16 protein-coding genes are annotated in these 16,308 nt (G+C 35.6%); all 16 read left to right on the top strand.

Annotated elements, in window-relative coordinates:
* Nucleotides 1–55: 55 nt before the first annotated feature.
* The 16 genes from spoIIP (at nucleotide 56) to CS937_RS11270 (ending at nucleotide 16,297) form a co-directional block, all read left to right on the top strand.
* On the top strand, nucleotides 56–1,234 hold the full coding sequence (gene spoIIP, locus CS937_RS11340; protein ID WP_099158561.1) for a stage II sporulation protein P: 1,179 nt from the start codon (nucleotides 56–58) through the stop codon (nucleotides 1,232–1,234).
* Nucleotides 1,235–1,236: 2 nt separating this feature from the next.
* Complete coding sequence (locus CS937_RS11335) at nucleotides 1,237–1,554, top strand: hypothetical protein (protein WP_099158560.1); 318 nt, start codon at nucleotides 1,237–1,239, stop codon at nucleotides 1,552–1,554.
* A 165-nt stretch (nucleotides 1,555–1,719) separates the two neighbouring features.
* Nucleotides 1,720–3,528 carry a translation elongation factor 4 gene (lepA, locus tag CS937_RS11330; RefSeq protein ID WP_099158559.1) on the top strand — a complete coding sequence of 603 codons (1,809 nt, stop codon included), beginning with the start codon at nucleotides 1,720–1,722 and terminating at the stop codon, nucleotides 3,526–3,528.
* A gap of 80 nt (nucleotides 3,529–3,608) precedes the next feature.
* On the top strand, nucleotides 3,609–4,772 hold the full coding sequence (gene hemW, locus CS937_RS11325) for a radical SAM family heme chaperone HemW (protein WP_483887742.1): 1,164 nt from the start codon (nucleotides 3,609–3,611) through the stop codon (nucleotides 4,770–4,772).
* Between the two features lie 76 nt (nucleotides 4,773–4,848).
* Nucleotides 4,849–5,880 carry a heat-inducible transcriptional repressor HrcA gene (gene hrcA / locus CS937_RS11320; protein WP_099158557.1) on the top strand — a complete coding sequence of 344 codons (1,032 nt, stop codon included), beginning with the start codon at nucleotides 4,849–4,851 and terminating at the stop codon, nucleotides 5,878–5,880.
* A gap of 157 nt (nucleotides 5,881–6,037) precedes the next feature.
* Entirely contained in the window at nucleotides 6,038–6,619 is a 582-nt protein-coding gene (grpE, locus tag CS937_RS11315) for a nucleotide exchange factor GrpE (protein ID WP_099158556.1), read from the top strand.
* A 33-nt stretch (nucleotides 6,620–6,652) separates the two neighbouring features.
* Entirely contained in the window at nucleotides 6,653–8,485 is a 1,833-nt protein-coding gene (gene dnaK / locus CS937_RS11310) for a molecular chaperone DnaK (RefSeq protein WP_099158555.1), read from the top strand.
* A 137-nt stretch (nucleotides 8,486–8,622) separates the two neighbouring features.
* Nucleotides 8,623–9,750, top strand: coding sequence for a molecular chaperone DnaJ (gene dnaJ / locus CS937_RS11305; protein WP_099158554.1), 1,128 nt, complete (start codon nucleotides 8,623–8,625; stop codon nucleotides 9,748–9,750).
* 167 nt (nucleotides 9,751–9,917) lie between these two features.
* On the top strand, nucleotides 9,918–10,040 hold the full coding sequence (locus tag CS937_RS19820) for a hypothetical protein (protein WP_281251894.1): 123 nt from the start codon (nucleotides 9,918–9,920) through the stop codon (nucleotides 10,038–10,040).
* A 77-nt stretch (nucleotides 10,041–10,117) separates the two neighbouring features.
* Nucleotides 10,118–11,056 carry a 50S ribosomal protein L11 methyltransferase gene (gene prmA, locus CS937_RS11300; RefSeq protein WP_099158553.1) on the top strand — a complete coding sequence of 313 codons (939 nt, stop codon included), beginning with the start codon at nucleotides 10,118–10,120 and terminating at the stop codon, nucleotides 11,054–11,056.
* Nucleotides 11,057–11,074: 18 nt separating this feature from the next.
* Nucleotides 11,075–11,833 (top strand): 16S rRNA (uracil(1498)-N(3))-methyltransferase, encoded by a 759-nt coding sequence (locus CS937_RS11295; RefSeq protein WP_099158552.1) that lies wholly within the window; start codon nucleotides 11,075–11,077, stop codon nucleotides 11,831–11,833.
* Complete coding sequence (gene mtaB / locus CS937_RS11290; RefSeq protein ID WP_099158551.1) at nucleotides 11,833–13,188, top strand: tRNA (N(6)-L-threonylcarbamoyladenosine(37)-C(2))-methylthiotransferase MtaB; 1,356 nt, start codon at nucleotides 11,833–11,835, stop codon at nucleotides 13,186–13,188. Before CS937_RS11295 ends, mtaB begins: the two co-directional genes overlap by 1 nt.
* A 110-nt stretch (nucleotides 13,189–13,298) precedes the next feature.
* Nucleotides 13,299–13,970, top strand: coding sequence for a deoxyribose-phosphate aldolase (gene deoC / locus CS937_RS11285; RefSeq protein WP_099158550.1), 672 nt, complete (start codon nucleotides 13,299–13,301; stop codon nucleotides 13,968–13,970).
* A gap of 157 nt (nucleotides 13,971–14,127) precedes the next feature.
* Nucleotides 14,128–14,304 carry a 30S ribosomal protein S21 gene (rpsU, locus tag CS937_RS11280; RefSeq protein ID WP_072887896.1) on the top strand — a complete coding sequence of 59 codons (177 nt, stop codon included), beginning with the start codon at nucleotides 14,128–14,130 and terminating at the stop codon, nucleotides 14,302–14,304.
* Nucleotides 14,305–14,319: 15 nt separating this feature from the next.
* Nucleotides 14,320–14,766, top strand: coding sequence for a GatB/YqeY domain-containing protein (locus CS937_RS11275; RefSeq protein ID WP_099158549.1), 447 nt, complete (start codon nucleotides 14,320–14,322; stop codon nucleotides 14,764–14,766).
* Nucleotides 14,767–15,016: 250 nt separating this feature from the next.
* A complete protein-coding gene (locus tag CS937_RS11270; protein ID WP_099158548.1) occupies nucleotides 15,017–16,297 on the top strand; it encodes an NfeD family protein in 1,281 nt (426 codons plus the stop codon).
* Nucleotides 16,298–16,308: the final 11 nt, after the last annotated feature.

The following is a 16,308-nucleotide window of genomic DNA, read 5'->3' as shown; positions in this document are numbered from 1 at the left end:
GTTTCTGAATATACGTCATAGATTTTACCAATGACAGTTCAGAAAGGATGGAACAATGATCCATAAAAATGATTATAAGAGCCCTAATCGAATAGTAAATCGTTTATATAAGAAAAGCGGAATATATTTGGTTTGTATCATTATTCTATTCATTGTCATAGGTGTTTTAACAACTATATCTCCAGCTTACCGGTTTTCTTCTCATACGATTACAGAGTGGACAAGTGAAATAGATGGTTCCACATTTTTACACTTATTAGGAATGGAAAATAGAGCTTTTCAAGAAGCTTTTCCAGAAAATGAAAGGTTGCCAAAGCTATCGACTACTCTTTTTCATCTAGCAACTAATATAAAGCCCAATGATCCTAAGAGTCTGCTAGGTAATGAACTACCGGGATTTGCTTTATTCGGTGCGAAAATTATTGTAGCAGGTGAAGGGACCGATTATACAAATTTACCTGTTGAATCATCACCACCACTTGAAGAAGTTTTAAAAGATCGTAAAGCAGTGGTGGACGAACCTGAAGAAGAGTCAAAGAAAACGGATAATAAAGATGAAAACCCAAGTACTGGAAAAAGAGATGTAGTGTTTATTTATAATACACATAATACGGAGTCATTCTTGCCACTTCTGCCTGGTGTGAATGATCCTAATTTAGCTCATCATAAAACGGCTAATATTACAAAGGTTAGTGATCGACTAGCGAAGTCTATAGAAGCAAATGGAATCGGAACTACTGTGGATCATACAAATATAATGAATATCCTAAATAGTAAAGATTGGGATTATGGAAAGGCATATACTGCATCTCGCCCAGTTGTTAAAGAAGCTATTACCTCAAACAAAGATATCCAATATGTATTTGATATACATAGGGATGCCATAGGTAAGGAAGAAACAACGAAGACAATCAATGGAAAGGATTATGCCAGAATAGCGATAGTAATTGGCCAGGATTATGCTAACACTGAAAATTTAAAATTAGCTAATAAAATACACAAACTTATGAAAAAAAAATACCCTGGTTTAAGTCGAGGGATTTTTACACAGGGTGGTCGCGGACATAATGGCGTATACAATCAAGATTTATCGAATAATGCACTAACATTCGAGATTGGTGGGGTGTACAACAACTTAGAAGAACTTTATCGTTCTGCAGATGCTTTAGCTGAAGTATTTAGTGACTTTTATTGGGATGCCGAGAAAGTAAATGCGGATTCGAAGGAGGAATAAAAATGATTCGATCCTTTATTGTTCTATTGTTGTTGGCGGTATTTTTCTTGACAGGGATGCTTCTTGGAATTGATCGCGGCCAAAACGTTGATGGAAGCCCCAATGATAAAATAGAAGAGATAGTAGTAAAAACTCCAAAAGAAGATACAACCATAAAAAATAAGGAAAATTTGACGGAAAACGTAAGTGATCAAACGATAAGTGTTGAATCCTCTCCTCATTTCACGCAGAAAATGGCGTCCTTTTTGGAAACTGGAATCAAGTGGTTTTATGATATGGTAGTCCTAATCGTCTATCAAATTGCTGAATTATTTTTTTAGACATTGTGTTAAAAACCCTTTAACTACTAAGTAGTTGCTTAAAATTACTTAATGTTAAAGGGTTTTTGCATGATTACATTTATTAATGATTGAATGTATTGAATGCAATTGCTATAATCAATGCTAGTTAACGTCGCATTAAACACGTAGGAGTGAACATCACTGATGGTGAAAAAACAAAGAAATGTCCGTAATTTTTCGATTATTGCTCATATAGACCATGGAAAGTCTACGTTAGCAGATCGAATTTTAGAAAATACAAAAGCATTAACACAGCGTGAAATGAAAGAACAGTTTCTTGATGCTATGGATTTAGAACGTGAACGAGGAATTACAATTAAATTAAACGCTGTACAATTACATTATGAAAGTAAAAGTGGGGAAGAGTTTACGTTTCATTTAATTGATACCCCAGGCCATGTTGATTTTACATATGAGGTCTCGAGAAGTCTTGCTGCATGTGAAGGAGCAATACTAGTAGTGGATGCCGCACAAGGTATTGAAGCACAGACTCTCGCAAATGTTTATCTTGCCTTAGATAATGAATTAGAAATTATCCCGGTTATTAACAAAATTGATTTACCAAACGCTGATACAGACCGTGTTACAAAAGAATTAGAGGATGTTATCGGTATTGATGGTGATGATGTAATACTTGCTTCGGCAAAAGATGGTATCGGAATAGATGAGATTCTAGAACGTATTGTTGAAGCAATTCCTGCACCGCCAGGAGACAGCGAGGAGCCGTTAAAAGGTTTAATTTTTGATTCGTTATACGATCCTTACCGCGGGGTTATTGCCTATATATGTGTTAAAGAAGGTTCCGTTAAAGTTGGCGATAAGATAAAAATGATGGCAACCGGAAAAGAGTTTGAAGTAAATGAAGTAGGCGTATTTACACCAAAACCACTCAGTAAAAAAGAACTTACAGTTGGGGATGTTGGGTATTTGACAGCGTCAATCAAAAACGTTGGCGATTCACGCGTTGGGGATACGATAACACTTGCTAACAATCAAGCAGATACACCTTTACCGGGTTATAAGAAATTAAATCCAATGGTTTTTTGTGGGCTATACCCAATTGATTCAAACAAATACAATGATTTAAGAGAAGCACTTGAGCGCCTAGAATTAAACGATTCTTCCTTACAATATGAAGCTGAAACATCCCAGGCATTAGGATTTGGTTTTCGTTGTGGCTTTTTGGGACTATTGCATATGGAAATCATACAAGAAAGAATTGAGCGGGAATTTAATATTGATTTAATCACTACTGCTCCAAGTGTAATTTATGAAGTGGAGCAAACAAACGATGAAACAATTGAGGTTGATAATCCCTCTATTATGCCCGATCCTCAAAAGGTTAAAGAAGTTCGAGAGCCGTATGTCAAAGCAACAATTATGGTACCAAACGATTATGTTGGGACTGTAATGGAAATATGTCAGAAGAAACGTGGTCAGTTTGTCGATATGGAATATTTAGATGATATCCGTGTTAATGTCGTTTACCATATTCCATTATCTGAAATTGTTTATGATTTCTTTGATCAATTAAAATCACAGACAAAGGGTTATGCTTCTTTTGATTATGATCTTATTGGTTATAGAGTTTCGGATCTTGTTAAGATGGATATTTTACTTAATGGGGAAACAATAGATGCTTTATCTTTTATCGTACATCGTGACTTTTCGTATGAACGCGGAAAGCAAATAGTTGATAAACTTAAAGAATTGATACCAAGACAACAATTTGAGGTTCCTGTTCAGGCTGCAATCGGGAACAAAATTGTTGCACGATCAACCATTAAGGCAATGCGGAAAAACGTTTTGTCTAAATGTTATGGTGGAGATATTTCACGAAAACGAAAACTGTTAGAGAAGCAAAAAGAAGGTAAAAAAAGAATGAAAATGGTTGGTTCAGTAGAAGTTCCACAAGAAGCATTTATGGCAGTGTTACAAATGAATGATGATTAAACGAAAAGTAACTAGGATGGGGGAGAACTTAAATAGTTTGACCCTATTCTTTTTGTAGTCTAAGTAGTAGGTAGGAGAGGATTCATTTGGTACAATCTGTGTATATCCATATACCATTTTGTCAACAAATATGTCACTATTGTGATTTTACCAAGTTTTTTTATAATGAAAAACTTGCAGATGAATACGTTGAGGCACTTAAAAATGAAATAAACGTAAATGTAAGTGGTAAAAATAATAAAGTAAAAACAATCTTTATTGGTGGGGGAACTCCAACAGCTTTAACTTTCAAACAATTACGAAGTATACTGGAAACGATTATGGACAAATTTGATATTGAGAATTGTGATGAATATACGATCGAAGCAAATCCCGGTGATTTTGATACTGATAAAATTAAACTACTTAAGAGTTATGGTATAAACAGAATTTCATTAGGCGTTCAAGTATTTGATGATAAAATGCTTGAAGAAATTGGACGATTGCATAAAGTAAAGGATGTATATACTACAATTAATCATTTACAACAATACGGACTTTCCAATATTAGTATTGACTTAATTTATGCACTGCCAAATCAAACAGTGGAAAATTTTAAACAGACTTTAGATGAGGCGATTCAATTTGATCTTCCGCATTATTCAACCTACGCATTGCAGATTGAACCTAAGACAGTATTTTACAACAAGTTTAAGAAGGGTAAATTGCATAGGCCACCACAAGAAGATGAAGTAGAGATGTATGAATTGCTTCGAAATACGATGCGGAAAAATGGTATTGAACAATACGAAATCAGCAATTTTGCGAAACCCGGATATGAAAGTAAACATAATTTAACATATTGGAATAATGATTATTACTATGGGTTTGGCGCTGGTGCACATGGTTATTTACCAGGCAAACGAACAGGTAATATACGTCCATTGCCTGCATATGTGAAGCAAGCAATGGAAGATGGTAAACCGATATTAACAACGGACCAAATAAGTCTGAAAGAAAATATTGAAGAAGAATTATTTTTAGGTTTAAGAAAGTTAAGCGGGATAAATAGGAATAATTTTGAGCATAAATTCGGTTTTAAATTCGATAGTCTATATAGTGAATCAATTTCCTGCCTCGTACAAAAGGGATGGTTGATTAATGATACTGAGGCAATTCATTTATCAGATCAAGGAATTCTTTTTGGAAACGAAGTATTTGAACAATTTCTTTTAGATGATAAAGATTTGAATCATCTTCGTTGACAAAAAAATAAGGATTTGATAATTTATTAATAGAATTAGCACTCGTTAAACGAGAGTGCTAACAGAGGTGATCATCATGTTAACAGGAAGACAGTTATTGATTTTACAAGTCATTATTGATGATTTCATCCAAACAGCACAACCAGTTGGATCTCGTGTGATATCTAAAAAGGAGGACATTTCTTTTAGTCCTGCTACAATCAGAAATGTTATGGCTGATTTAGAAGATATGGGATATTTAGAAAAGACTCACTCATCTTCTGGTAGAGTTCCATCAGAAAAAGGGTATCGTTTTTATGTTGATAATTTATTATCACCACAAATAGCGCCTGATGATATTAACGTGATTAAACATGTCATTCAGGATGGGATATTTGAATTTGAGCAAATCGTTCAAAAATCTGCCGAGGTGCTATCGGATATAACGAATTATACTTCGATTATTTTGGGGCCTGAAGTGTTTGAAACTAAATTAAAGCAACTGCAAATCGTTACATTGACACCACAAACTGCAGTCTGTATTTTAATAACAAATACAGGGCATGTTGAACATCGAGCATTCTCGATTCCAACTGAGATGTCTTCATCGGAATTGGAAAAGATGGTTAACATTTTAAATGATCGATTACAAGGTGTACCAATTCTACGATTACCTGAAAAATTGAATACGGAAGTTCTGTCACTTATGAGGATGTACGTAAATGATTTTGAAAAATCATTTGATTATTTAAAAGCAGCCTTTTTCAACGAACACCCTGTCAAACTATATTTTGGCGGTAAAACGAATATGTTGATGCAGCCTGAATTTAAGGACATTGATAAGGTGCGTTCTTTTTACACGATGATGGAAAGAGAAGAAGAAATAGCTGATATGCTAAAAGCTACAACTGATGGGATAAAGGTGACAATTGGTCATGAAAATAAGGTAGATGCTATAAAGGATTGTAGTCTCATCACCGCAACTTATCATTTAGGAGAAGAACAAATGGGTACGATTGCTTTACTTGGTCCAACAAGGATGGAATATAAAAAAGTAATTACACTATTAAATGCTCTATCAAATGAAATGACTGAGGCATTATATATGTGGTATAAAAACAATGATTAATTAGCAGAAAGCCAAACGCTAACAAGGTGCAGGGCTGGTAGTTGATCTAGTATTGATGGGGGCTCTCATTCCCATCACTTCTTTATGTTGAGAGTTTATTTTAAATATTAATCATGATATAGTCTTACATGGCGATTTTGTAGAGGAGGTGGCTATAATGGCAGAAGAAAACAAAGACTTAAATACTGAAGAAATCATAGAATCTAATGAACCAGAAGTAACTGAAGTAATTGATGCAAATGAAAAGGAACAACAGCATTTGGATTCAGATGAGAGTAAAATGGAAACACTAAGAGAAGAAGTTGATAATCTAATTAAAGAGAAAGATGAACTTTATCAGAAATTGCTGCGAAATCAAGCGGAATTTGATAATTTTAAAAAGCGTACACAAAAAGAAAAAGAAAGTGATCGCAAATATAAATCTCAAGATTTAGTGAATGACCTTTTACCTGCGATTGATAACTTTGAAAGAGCGTTACAATTAGAGATTACAGAAGAAAATGCAAGTTTTGTAGAAGGCATTACAATGGTTTATCGACAACTCAAAGATGCTCTCAAACAACAAGGTGTAGAAGAAATAGAAACAGAAGGAAAATCATTTGATCCTAATCTTCATCACGCTGTTATGCAAATAGAAGATGAGGAAATGGAATCTAATATCATCGTAGAAGAGTTACAAAAAGGATATATACTTAAAGATAGAGTCATTAGACCAGCAATGGTAAAAGTAAATAAATAAATAATGGTTGAGTAGTTAAGGAGGAAAATGATTATGAGTAAAATAATCGGAATTGACTTAGGAACAACAAATTCATGTGTATCGGTGATGGAAGGCGGGGAAGCTGTAGTAATTCCTAATCCGGAAGGTAACCGCACAACACCATCTGTAGTCGCATTTAAAAATGGTGAGCGTCAAGTAGGTGAAGTTGCAAAACGTCAAGCAATTACAAACCCTAATACAATTCAATCAATTAAGCGTCATATGGGTACAGATTATAAAGTAAAAATTGAAGACAAAGAATACACTCCTCAAGAGGTTTCAGCAATTATTTTACAGCATATTAAATCATATGCTGAAGATTACTTAGGTGAAAAAGTAGAAAAAGCTGTTATTACTGTTCCGGCTTATTTCAATGATGCTGAACGTCAAGCTACAAAAGACGCAGGAAAAATTGCAGGACTTGAAGTTGAACGTATTATTAATGAACCGACTGCTGCTGCTTTGGCTTACGGTATTGATAAAGATGATCAAGATCAAACAATTCTTGTATATGACTTAGGTGGTGGTACGTTTGATGTTTCTATCCTAGATATTGGTGATGGAACGTTTGAAGTAGTATCAACTGCTGGAGATAACCGTTTAGGTGGGGATGATTTTGATGAAGTTATCATCAATCATCTAGTACAAGAGTTCAAAAAAGAAAACGGTATTGATCTATCAAAAGATAAAATGGCAATGCAACGTTTGAAAGATGCTGCTGAAAAAGCGAAAAAAGACCTTTCTGGTGTAACGCAAACACAAATTTCGTTACCATTTATTACTGCTGGAGAAGCTGGTCCATTACACTTGGAAATGAACTTAACTCGTGCTAAATTTGACGAACTTTCTTCTGATTTAGTTGAACGTACGATGGTACCAACACGTAAAGCTCTTAGAGATGCTGATCTTTCAGCAAATGAAGTTCATAAAGTGATTCTAGTAGGTGGGTCTACACGTATTCCGGCTGTTCAAGAAGCAATTAAACGTGAAATTGGAAAAGAACCTTCAAAAGGAGTAAACCCTGATGAAGTTGTTGCCCTTGGTGCAGCAATCCAAGGTGGCGTACTCCAAGGTGATGTAAAAGATGTTGTATTATTAGACGTTACACCACTTTCACTAGGTATTGAAACGATGGGTAGTGTATTTACGAAATTAATAGAACGTAATACAACGATTCCGACAAGTCATTCACAAGTTTTCTCAACTGCTGCAGACAATCAAACAGCTGTTGATATCCATGTATTACAAGGTGAACGTGAAATGGCAGCCGACAACAAGACACTTGGTCGTTTCCAATTAACTGATATTCCACCAGCACCACGTGGCGTACCACAAATCGAAGTGTCATTCGATATCGATGCTAACGGTATTGTAAATGTACGAGCAAAAGATATGGGTACTAATAAAGAACAATCAATTACAATTAAATCATCTTCAGGTCTTTCAGATGAAGAAGTTGAGCGTATGGTGCAAGAAGCAGAAGAGAATGCAGATGCAGATAAGAAACGCCGTGAAGAAGTTGAATTACGTAATGAAGCAGATCAGTTAATCTTCACTACTGACAAAACAATTAAAGATCTAGGCGATAAAGTATCAGATGATGAAAAACAAAAAGCAGAAGATGCTAAAGAAGAATTGAAAAAAGCAATTGAATCTGACGACTTAGATCAAATTAAAGAAAAGAAAGAAGCATTACAGGAACAGGTTCAACAATTATCTGTAAAATTATATGAACAAATGCAACAAGATGCTCAAGCTGCACAAGGTCAAGATGGCCAAAATGGTGATGACGATGTTGTAGATGCAGATTATAAAGAAGTGGACGATGAAGAAAACAAAAAATAATAGAACCTAATTAAAAAAGTCAAAGTCAGGATTCTCTTGACTTTGGCTTTTTTACTATAAGGGGTTTAGTTGCTTTCGAGCACTAAATGATGATAAGATAAAAAGTATTGCAATAGTGTCGGGAGAGTGATTGACAAGTGAGTAAGCGTGATTATTATGATGTACTTGGCGTTGGGAAAGACGCATCAAAAGATGAATTAAAGAAAGCCTATCGAAAATTAGCTAGAAAATACCATCCTGATGTAAATAAGGAAGCGGATTCGGCTGATAAATTTAAAGAAGCAAAAGAAGCATATGAAGTTTTAAGTGATGAACAAAAGCGCGCTCAATATGATCAATTCGGTCATGCTGGTGCACAGGGTCAAGGCTTTGGCGGTTTTGGAGGCGGCGCCCAAGATTTTGGTGGTTTCGGTGATATTTTTGATATGTTCTTTGGTGGAGGTGGACGTAGACGTGATCCAAACGCACCTCAGCAAGGCGCTGATTTACAATATACAATGGTATTAGATTTTGAGGAAGCAATTTTTGGTAAAGAAACGGATATAAGTATTCCGAAAGAGGAGAATTGTGATACATGTAATGGTTCAGGTGCAAAGCCTGGTACGAAGACGAAAACATGTTCACATTGTAATGGTTCAGGACAGTTAAATACAGAACAGAATACACCATTTGGCCGTGTTGTGAATAGACGAGTATGTCATCATTGTAATGGGTCTGGAAAAATCATCCCAGAAAAATGTAATACATGTGGTGGTACCGGGAAGGTTAAAAAACAAAAAAATATACACATTGATATACCTGCTGGGATTGACGAAGGACAACAAATACGTGTTTCCGGAAAAGGTGAACCAGGCGTAAATGGAGGTCCTGCGGGTGATTTGTATGTAGTAGTTCAAATTAAGCCGCATGAGTTTTTCGAGCGTGAAGGTGATCACATTTATTGTGAGCTTCCTATCACATTTACCCAAGCAGCTCTTGGAGATGAGATAGAAGTTCCAACAGTACATGGCAAAGTAATGCTTAAAATACCTGCAGGAACGCAAACAGGGAAAGTATTCCGTTTGAAGGGTAAAGGGGCGCCAAATGTTCGTGGGTATGGTCAAGGTGATCAACATATTAAAGTGCGTATTGTTACCCCTAAAAAGTTAACAGACAGACAGAAAGAATTACTAAGAGAATTTAATGAAATAGGCGGTAATGAAGCAACAGATGAACAAGATGGATCATTTTTTCAACGTTTTAAAAAAGCGTTCAAAAGTGAATAATATTCAAAAGCATGGAGATGGATGTAGCTAAACAGTTGTATATTTATCTATCTCTTTAACAGCCTTTGGCAAAATAATGAGGCTGGGACATAACTAAACTTCTTAAGTATAAACAAAGTGCTGTTTTAGTGGAGGAAATATACGTAGACTCCTGCGGGAGGAAAGGCATGGGTGAGACCCGGAGTGCGCCAGCACGAGGAGGCTCAACAGCCACCCGCGGAAAGCGAAGTATATTTCCGGAGCGAATTATAGCACCAACCATTATATCATTCGGATTTTTCTTTGGTTAAAACACTTTTGTCCCAGCCTCATTTACATATTAAAAAAGAAAACCTGTTAGGATTTTCTAAGAAATGGGTGGGTTGTATTGAAATGGTCAGAAATATGCATTCATACGACGAATGAAGCTATTGAGCCAATTTCTCATATACTTCATGAAACTGGAGCAAGTGGTGTGGTAATTGAAGATCCACTGGATTTAGTAAAAGAACGTGACAATACCTATGGGGAAATCTATGAACTTGATCCAAACGAATACCCAGAAGAAGGCGTATATGTTAAGGCCTATTTACCTGTTAACAGTTTTTTAGGTGAAACAGTTAATGAAATAAAGCAGGCGATTAACGGATTAATGTTATATGATATTGATCTGGGGAGTAACCAGGTAACCCTTAGTGAGATTAATGAGGAAGAATGGGCGACAGCATGGAAAAAATATTACAAGCCTGTCAAAATATCAAAGAAGATTACCATCACACCTACATGGGAAGACTATCCACCAGTATCAAGCGACGAATTAATTATTGAATTAGACCCAGGTATGGCATTCGGAACTGGCACACATCCGACAACTGTATTAAGTATACAGGGACTTGAACAATATATTCAGAAAGATGACGAGTTAATTGATGTTGGGTGTGGGACTGGTGTTTTGAGTATTGCCTCTGTTTTACTTGGAGCCAAAAAGGTATATGCATATGATTTAGATGAAGTAGCTGTTAAAAGTACTAAACTTAATACAAAACTTAATAAAGTAGATCAACAAATTATAACGAAGCAAAATAATTTATTGGATCATGTGAACTTTGAAGCGGATATTGTTGTTTCCAATATTTTAGCTGAAATTATTGTCCGCTTTATTTCGGATGCATGGAATAATCTAAAACATAATGGGTTGTTTATCACTTCAGGAATCATTCAAGCCAAAAAAAGTTTGGTTAAAGATGAATTGGAGAAAAATGGTTTTGAAATTTTAGAAGTAAATGAAATGGAAGATTGGGTTTCCATTATAGCAAAGAAGATTTAATAAAAGTAGGTGCTCCTTATGCAACGCTATTTTGTCCCTGAAAAAAACTGGCACAATCATGAAGTAAACATTTCAGGAGATGACGCTCATCACATTTCTAAAGTTATGCGGTATAAAGAAGGTAGTATGATTATATGTAACCATCCTAATGGTCGAGCTGCTAAATGTATCATTACTTTTGTAGGGCAAGGAGATATTACGGTACAAGTACAGGAGTGGTTAAAAGATAACGCTGAATTACCGGTGAACGTAACTATTGCACAAGGCTTACCAAAGAGTGATAAATTTGAATATGTATTACAAAAAGGTACAGAACTAGGCGCTGAAGCGTTTATTCCGTTTCAAGCTGCAAGATCAGTAGTAGTTTGGGATGCGAAAAAAGCAGAAAAGAAAATGAATCGGTTTTCTAAAATAGTGAAGGAAGCAAGTGAACAAAGTCATCGGAACAGGATACCTGAATTAAAACCAGTTTTGGGAATAGAGGAATTAATCGAAGCGAGTAAACAATATGATGTTAAGATCTTTGCTTATGAAGAAGAGGCTAAAGTGTTAGAACATCAATCATTTGGAAAATTAGTCAGTACGATTGAAAAAGGGCAGAATGTACTTGTTTGTATTGGTCCAGAAGGCGGTTTTTCTACAGATGAGGTTGAAAAATTTAAAGCAAATGATTTTTATTCTGTGCGATTAGGGCCACGAATATTACGAACAGAAACTGCTCCACTTTATGTTTTAGCTAGTATTTCTTATCATTTTGAAGAATTGAGGTATTTATGATGCCAACAGTAGCATTTCACACATTAGGTTGTAAAGTTAACCATTATGAAACTGAAGGAATTTGGAACATGTTTAAAGATAATGGATATGAACGTGTCGAATTTGACCGTCAATCCGACGTCTATGTTATTAATACATGTACCGTTACCAATACCGGAGACAAGAAAAGTCGCCAGATAATAAGGCGTGCTGTCCGGGAAAACCCTGAAGCAGTGGTTTGTGTGACAGGATGTTATGCACAAACCTCTCCGGGAGAAATTATGGAAATCCCTGGAGTTGATATTGTTGTCGGTACACAAAATCGAAAAAGTATGATTGGTTATATTGAAGAACATCTAAAAACACGTGAACCAATTAATGGTGTTACAAATATTATGAAAAACCGTGTATTTGAAGAAATGGATGTTCCAGAATTTACAGATCGTACACGGGCTTCTTTGAAAATTCAAGAAGGATGTAATAACTTTTGTACATTTTGTATTATCCCTTGGTCACGTGGTTTGTTGCGTTCTAGAAGACCAGAAGATGTAATTGTTCAAGCACAGCGTTTAGTTGATGCAGGTTATAAAGAAATTGTATTAACTGGCATTCATACTGCAGGTTATGGAGAAGACATGAACGACTATAATTTTGCAAAACTTCTTAGGGAATTAGAAACGAAGGTTGATGGGTTAAAACGGATTCGTATATCTTCAATTGAAGCAAGTCAAATTACGGACGAAGTAATTGATGTACTAGATAAATCGGAAAAAATTGTGCGTCATTTACACATACCTTTGCAATCTGGATCTGATACAGTACTCGAAAGGATGCGCAGGAAGTATTCAAGTGAATATTATAAACAAAAAGTAGAAAAGATTCGTAAAGCGTTACCAGGACTTGCTATTACTTCTGATGTTATAGTTGGTTTTCCGGGGGAAACAGAAGAAGAATTTATGGAAACATACAATTTTATTAAGGAAATTGGTTATTCTGAACTTCATGTTTTTCCTTTTTCAAGGAGAACTGGTACTCCAGCAGCACGAATGAAGGAGCAAGTTGACGATGCTGTTAAAGATCATCGTGTGCATCGTATGATTGAATTATCAGATCAACTGGCAAATGAGTATGCGTCAGAATACGAGAATGAAGTGTTAGAAGTAATTCCAGAGGAACGCATGCCAGATCAAAATAATCCTGATTTGCTTGTTGGTTATACAGACAACTATTTGAAAGTAGTATTTTCTGGTAGTCAAGAAATGATTGGGCAGATTGTACGTGTGAAAATTACAAAGTCCGGTTATCCGTATAATGAAGGAACTTTTGTAAGAATTATGGATAAAGCTACTAATAAAAATATTGAAGTAATTTCATAATATCCCGGTTCCTGATTGAATCCGGGATTATTTTTTAGATAGATTTTTTAGTGAAACCATGCTATCATTAGCGAAGAGGTACGTACAACAGATGAGAAAGGAAGTTATGAATGAGTAAAGACCTTGCAAAGTATATTGATCATACGCAATTAAAACCAGAAACAAAAGAAGAAAAAATAAGTCAAATTGTTGAAGAAGCAAGTGAACATGGATTTGCATCAGTATGTGTAAATCCGTACTGGGTATCGTATTGTTATCAGCGTTTAAAAGATACAGATGTAAAGGTATGTACAGTTATTGGATTTCCTTTGGGAGCTACAACTACTGAAACTAAAGTATTTGAAACAAATAAGGCAATTAAAGATGGTGCTACTGAGGTAGATATGGTGATCAACGTTGGAGCATTAAAATCAAATAAAGACAATGTTGTTCTACAGGATATAGAGGCAGTAGTGAATGCAGCAAAAGGTAAAGCTTTGACAAAAGTAATCATCGAAACTTCTTTACTATCAGAAGATGAAAAGGTACGAGCATGTAAATTAGCGAAAGAAGCTGGTGCTGACTTTGTAAAAACATCAACTGGCTTTTCTGGTGGCGGTGCAACTATAGAGGATATTAAGTTAATGCGTCAAACAGTAGGTAGTGAAATGGGTGTAAAAGCATCGGGTGGAGTACGTGATTTAGAATCAACAAAAGCAATGATCGATGCTGGAGCTACTAGAATAGGTGCCAGTGCTGGTGTAGATATTATAGCTGGAAATAAAGGAACTTCTGATTACTAAACAATATAATTTCATTTGTTATATCGATTTCTATTTTCTTCATTGAAAATTTGTTGACCTGTTTGATAGGTTATATTATAATTACAGAAGGCATGTTATACAATGCTATTATGCCTGTACAATCTTGTTTTATGCTTCGGAGGGAGGGGAAATTAGCATGTCAAATACAACTCGCGTTCGTAAAAACGAGTCTCTTGAGGATGCTCTTCGTCGCTTCAAGCGTAGTGTATCAAAAAGTGGAACACTGCAAGAATATCGTAAGCGTGAACACTATGAAAAACCTAGCGTTAGACGTAAGAAGAAATCTGAAGCTGCTAGAAAGCGTAAATACTAAAGTGGGTGCTTAAACATGTCATTACTAGAACAGCTGAATCAAGATATGAAGCAAGCGATGAAGAATAAGGATAAGGAAACCCTTAGTGTTATTCGGATGGTAAAAGCTTCATTGCAAAATGAATCGATTAAACTTGGTAACGATCATCTTTCAGAAGACGAAGAGTTAACTATTTTGTCTAGAGAGTTAAAGCAAAGAACTGATTCCCTCCAAGAATTTAAAACAGCTGGACGTGATGATCTTGTTAAAAAACTTGAAATTGAAATCAATATTTTACAGGAATATATGCCACAACAGCTATCAGAAGATGAGCTTGTGGCAATAGTTCAGTCGACGATTCAAGAAGTTAATGCAACATCTAAAAAAGATATGGGTAAAGTAATGAGTGCTATTATGCCAAAGGTAAAAGGAAAGGCTGATGGCTCTAAAATAAACCAGCTTGTACAAAAGAATTTAAGTTAAAAACTCATTACTGAATAAGTACACCGGGTGGGTCCTTGTCAAGATTGGCAAGGACCTTTTCTTATAGATAAAAAGTATCTTTTTTATTGTGCTAAAATTAGTATTGAGGTATTTTTGGCAAATATGTATTATTCGGATAAAATGAAACCTATAGATGATAGCATTCGTATAATTAGCAAGGAGTAAAAGGGGGTGGTATAATTTGCTGAAAAGGAGGTTGCTAACATACATATTATTAGTTTTAGCTATTATGTTATTATCAATAGATAAAACCGATGTCGTACATGCCGAAAATGATGGCAATGGAAAGCTAGTATACGTTATTCCTATTGAAGATGAAGTCGAAAAGGGATTGGAAGCTTTCCTAACCAGAGCAACAAAGGAAGCTAGAGAAGCTGGTGCTGATCACATAATATTTGAAATTGATACGCCTGGTGGCCGGGTTGATGTAGCTGGCCAGATTGCCGAACTCCTTCAAAATCTTGATATTCCTACTACAGCATATGTTGTAAACCAAGCGTTGTCTGCAGGTTCGTATATTGCCTTAAATACAGATTCAATTTATATGAATCCTCAAGCAACAATGGGTGCTAGTGGTGTAATTAATCAGGATGGAACAGCTGCCGACAAAAAGGCTCAATCTGCATGGCTTTCAGCTATGAAAAGTGCAGCAGAATCCAAGGGGAGAGATCCTTTATTTGCTGCAGCAATGGCAGATCCTAACATTGACCTACCAGAATACGGGGCACCAGAGGGTGAGTTTTTAACATTAGATCCTTCAACTGCAATTGAGACGGAATATTCGAAAGGTACGGTAGAGGATAGGGTCGACTTATTAGGTGAACTAGGTTTAAGTAAGTCCACAGTTGTTGAAATGGAACCTACATTATCAGAAGAACTTGCAGGAATTTTAACGAATCCAGTAGTAGTTCCAATACTTTTGTCTATAGCAAGTCTTGGTCTGATTGTAGAGCTGTATTCACCGGGATTTGGTATTCCTGGAATAATGGGGTTACTGTCACTTGTCTTGTTCTTTTATGGGCATATCGTTGCAGGATTAGCTGGATTTGAAGCAATTATTTTGCTTGTTTTAGGTATTGTTTTAATTATTGCGGAATTTTTTGTGCCAGGCGGAATTGTTGGATTATTGGGGATAGGATCAATTGTTTGGTCACTGTTATTGTCTGGTCAGGATTTAGGGCATATGTCAATGAGTATTGGTATTGCATTCCTAGTCGCTATTGTGGCAGCTATTATCTTGTTTAAGACGATTGGAATGGAAAAAGGTTTTTTCCGACATATTATTTTAAAAGATCAAACTTCTACGGAATTGGGATACGTATCATCTGTTAATCGATTAGAACTTATTGGTTTAGAGGGGGTGACTGTTACTCCGTTACGTCCTTCTGGAATCGCTTCATTTGATAATGAACGTATAGATGTTGTTTCTGAAGGAAGTTTTATTCAAAAGGATAAATCTATAAGAGTGGTTAAAGTAGAAGGAGTTCGTGTTGTCGTTCGAGAAATATAAAAAATAAATAG

It is taken from the genome of Virgibacillus ndiopensis (assembly GCF_900187325.1).
In the GTDB taxonomy this organism is placed as follows: Bacteria; Bacillota; Bacilli; order Bacillales; family Amphibacillaceae; genus Virgibacillus_E; species Virgibacillus_E ndiopensis.
Note: the sequence above shows the minus strand (reverse complement) of the source record. Positions and strands in the feature narration are given on the sequence as shown.

What these genes read in the sequence shown, in the direction of transcription:
- spoIIP (WP_099158561.1), top strand. Translation starts at nt 56, where the DNA reads ATGATCCATAAAAATGATTATAAGAGCCCTAATCGAATAGTAAATCGT.
- CS937_RS11335 (WP_099158560.1), top strand. Translation starts at nt 1,237, where the DNA reads ATGATTCGATCCTTTATTGTTCTATTGTTGTTGGCGGTATTTTTCTTG.
- lepA (WP_099158559.1), top strand. Translation starts at nt 1,720, where the DNA reads ATGGTGAAAAAACAAAGAAATGTCCGTAATTTTTCGATTATTGCTCAT.
- hrcA (WP_099158557.1), top strand. Translation starts at nt 4,849, where the DNA reads ATGTTAACAGGAAGACAGTTATTGATTTTACAAGTCATTATTGATGAT.
- grpE (WP_099158556.1), top strand. Translation starts at nt 6,038, where the DNA reads ATGGCAGAAGAAAACAAAGACTTAAATACTGAAGAAATCATAGAATCT.
- dnaK (WP_099158555.1), top strand. Translation starts at nt 6,653, where the DNA reads ATGAGTAAAATAATCGGAATTGACTTAGGAACAACAAATTCATGTGTA.
- CS937_RS19820 (WP_281251894.1), top strand. Translation starts at nt 9,918, where the DNA reads ATGGGTGAGACCCGGAGTGCGCCAGCACGAGGAGGCTCAACAGCCACC.
- CS937_RS11295 (WP_099158552.1), top strand. Translation starts at nt 11,075, where the DNA reads ATGCAACGCTATTTTGTCCCTGAAAAAAACTGGCACAATCATGAAGTA.
- mtaB (WP_099158551.1), top strand. Translation starts at nt 11,833, where the DNA reads ATGCCAACAGTAGCATTTCACACATTAGGTTGTAAAGTTAACCATTAT.
- deoC (WP_099158550.1), top strand. Translation starts at nt 13,299, where the DNA reads ATGAGTAAAGACCTTGCAAAGTATATTGATCATACGCAATTAAAACCA.
- rpsU (WP_072887896.1), top strand. Translation starts at nt 14,128, where the DNA reads ATGTCAAATACAACTCGCGTTCGTAAAAACGAGTCTCTTGAGGATGCT.
- CS937_RS11275 (WP_099158549.1), top strand. Translation starts at nt 14,320, where the DNA reads ATGTCATTACTAGAACAGCTGAATCAAGATATGAAGCAAGCGATGAAG.
- CS937_RS11270 (WP_099158548.1), top strand. Translation starts at nt 15,017, where the DNA reads ATGTTATTATCAATAGATAAAACCGATGTCGTACATGCCGAAAATGAT.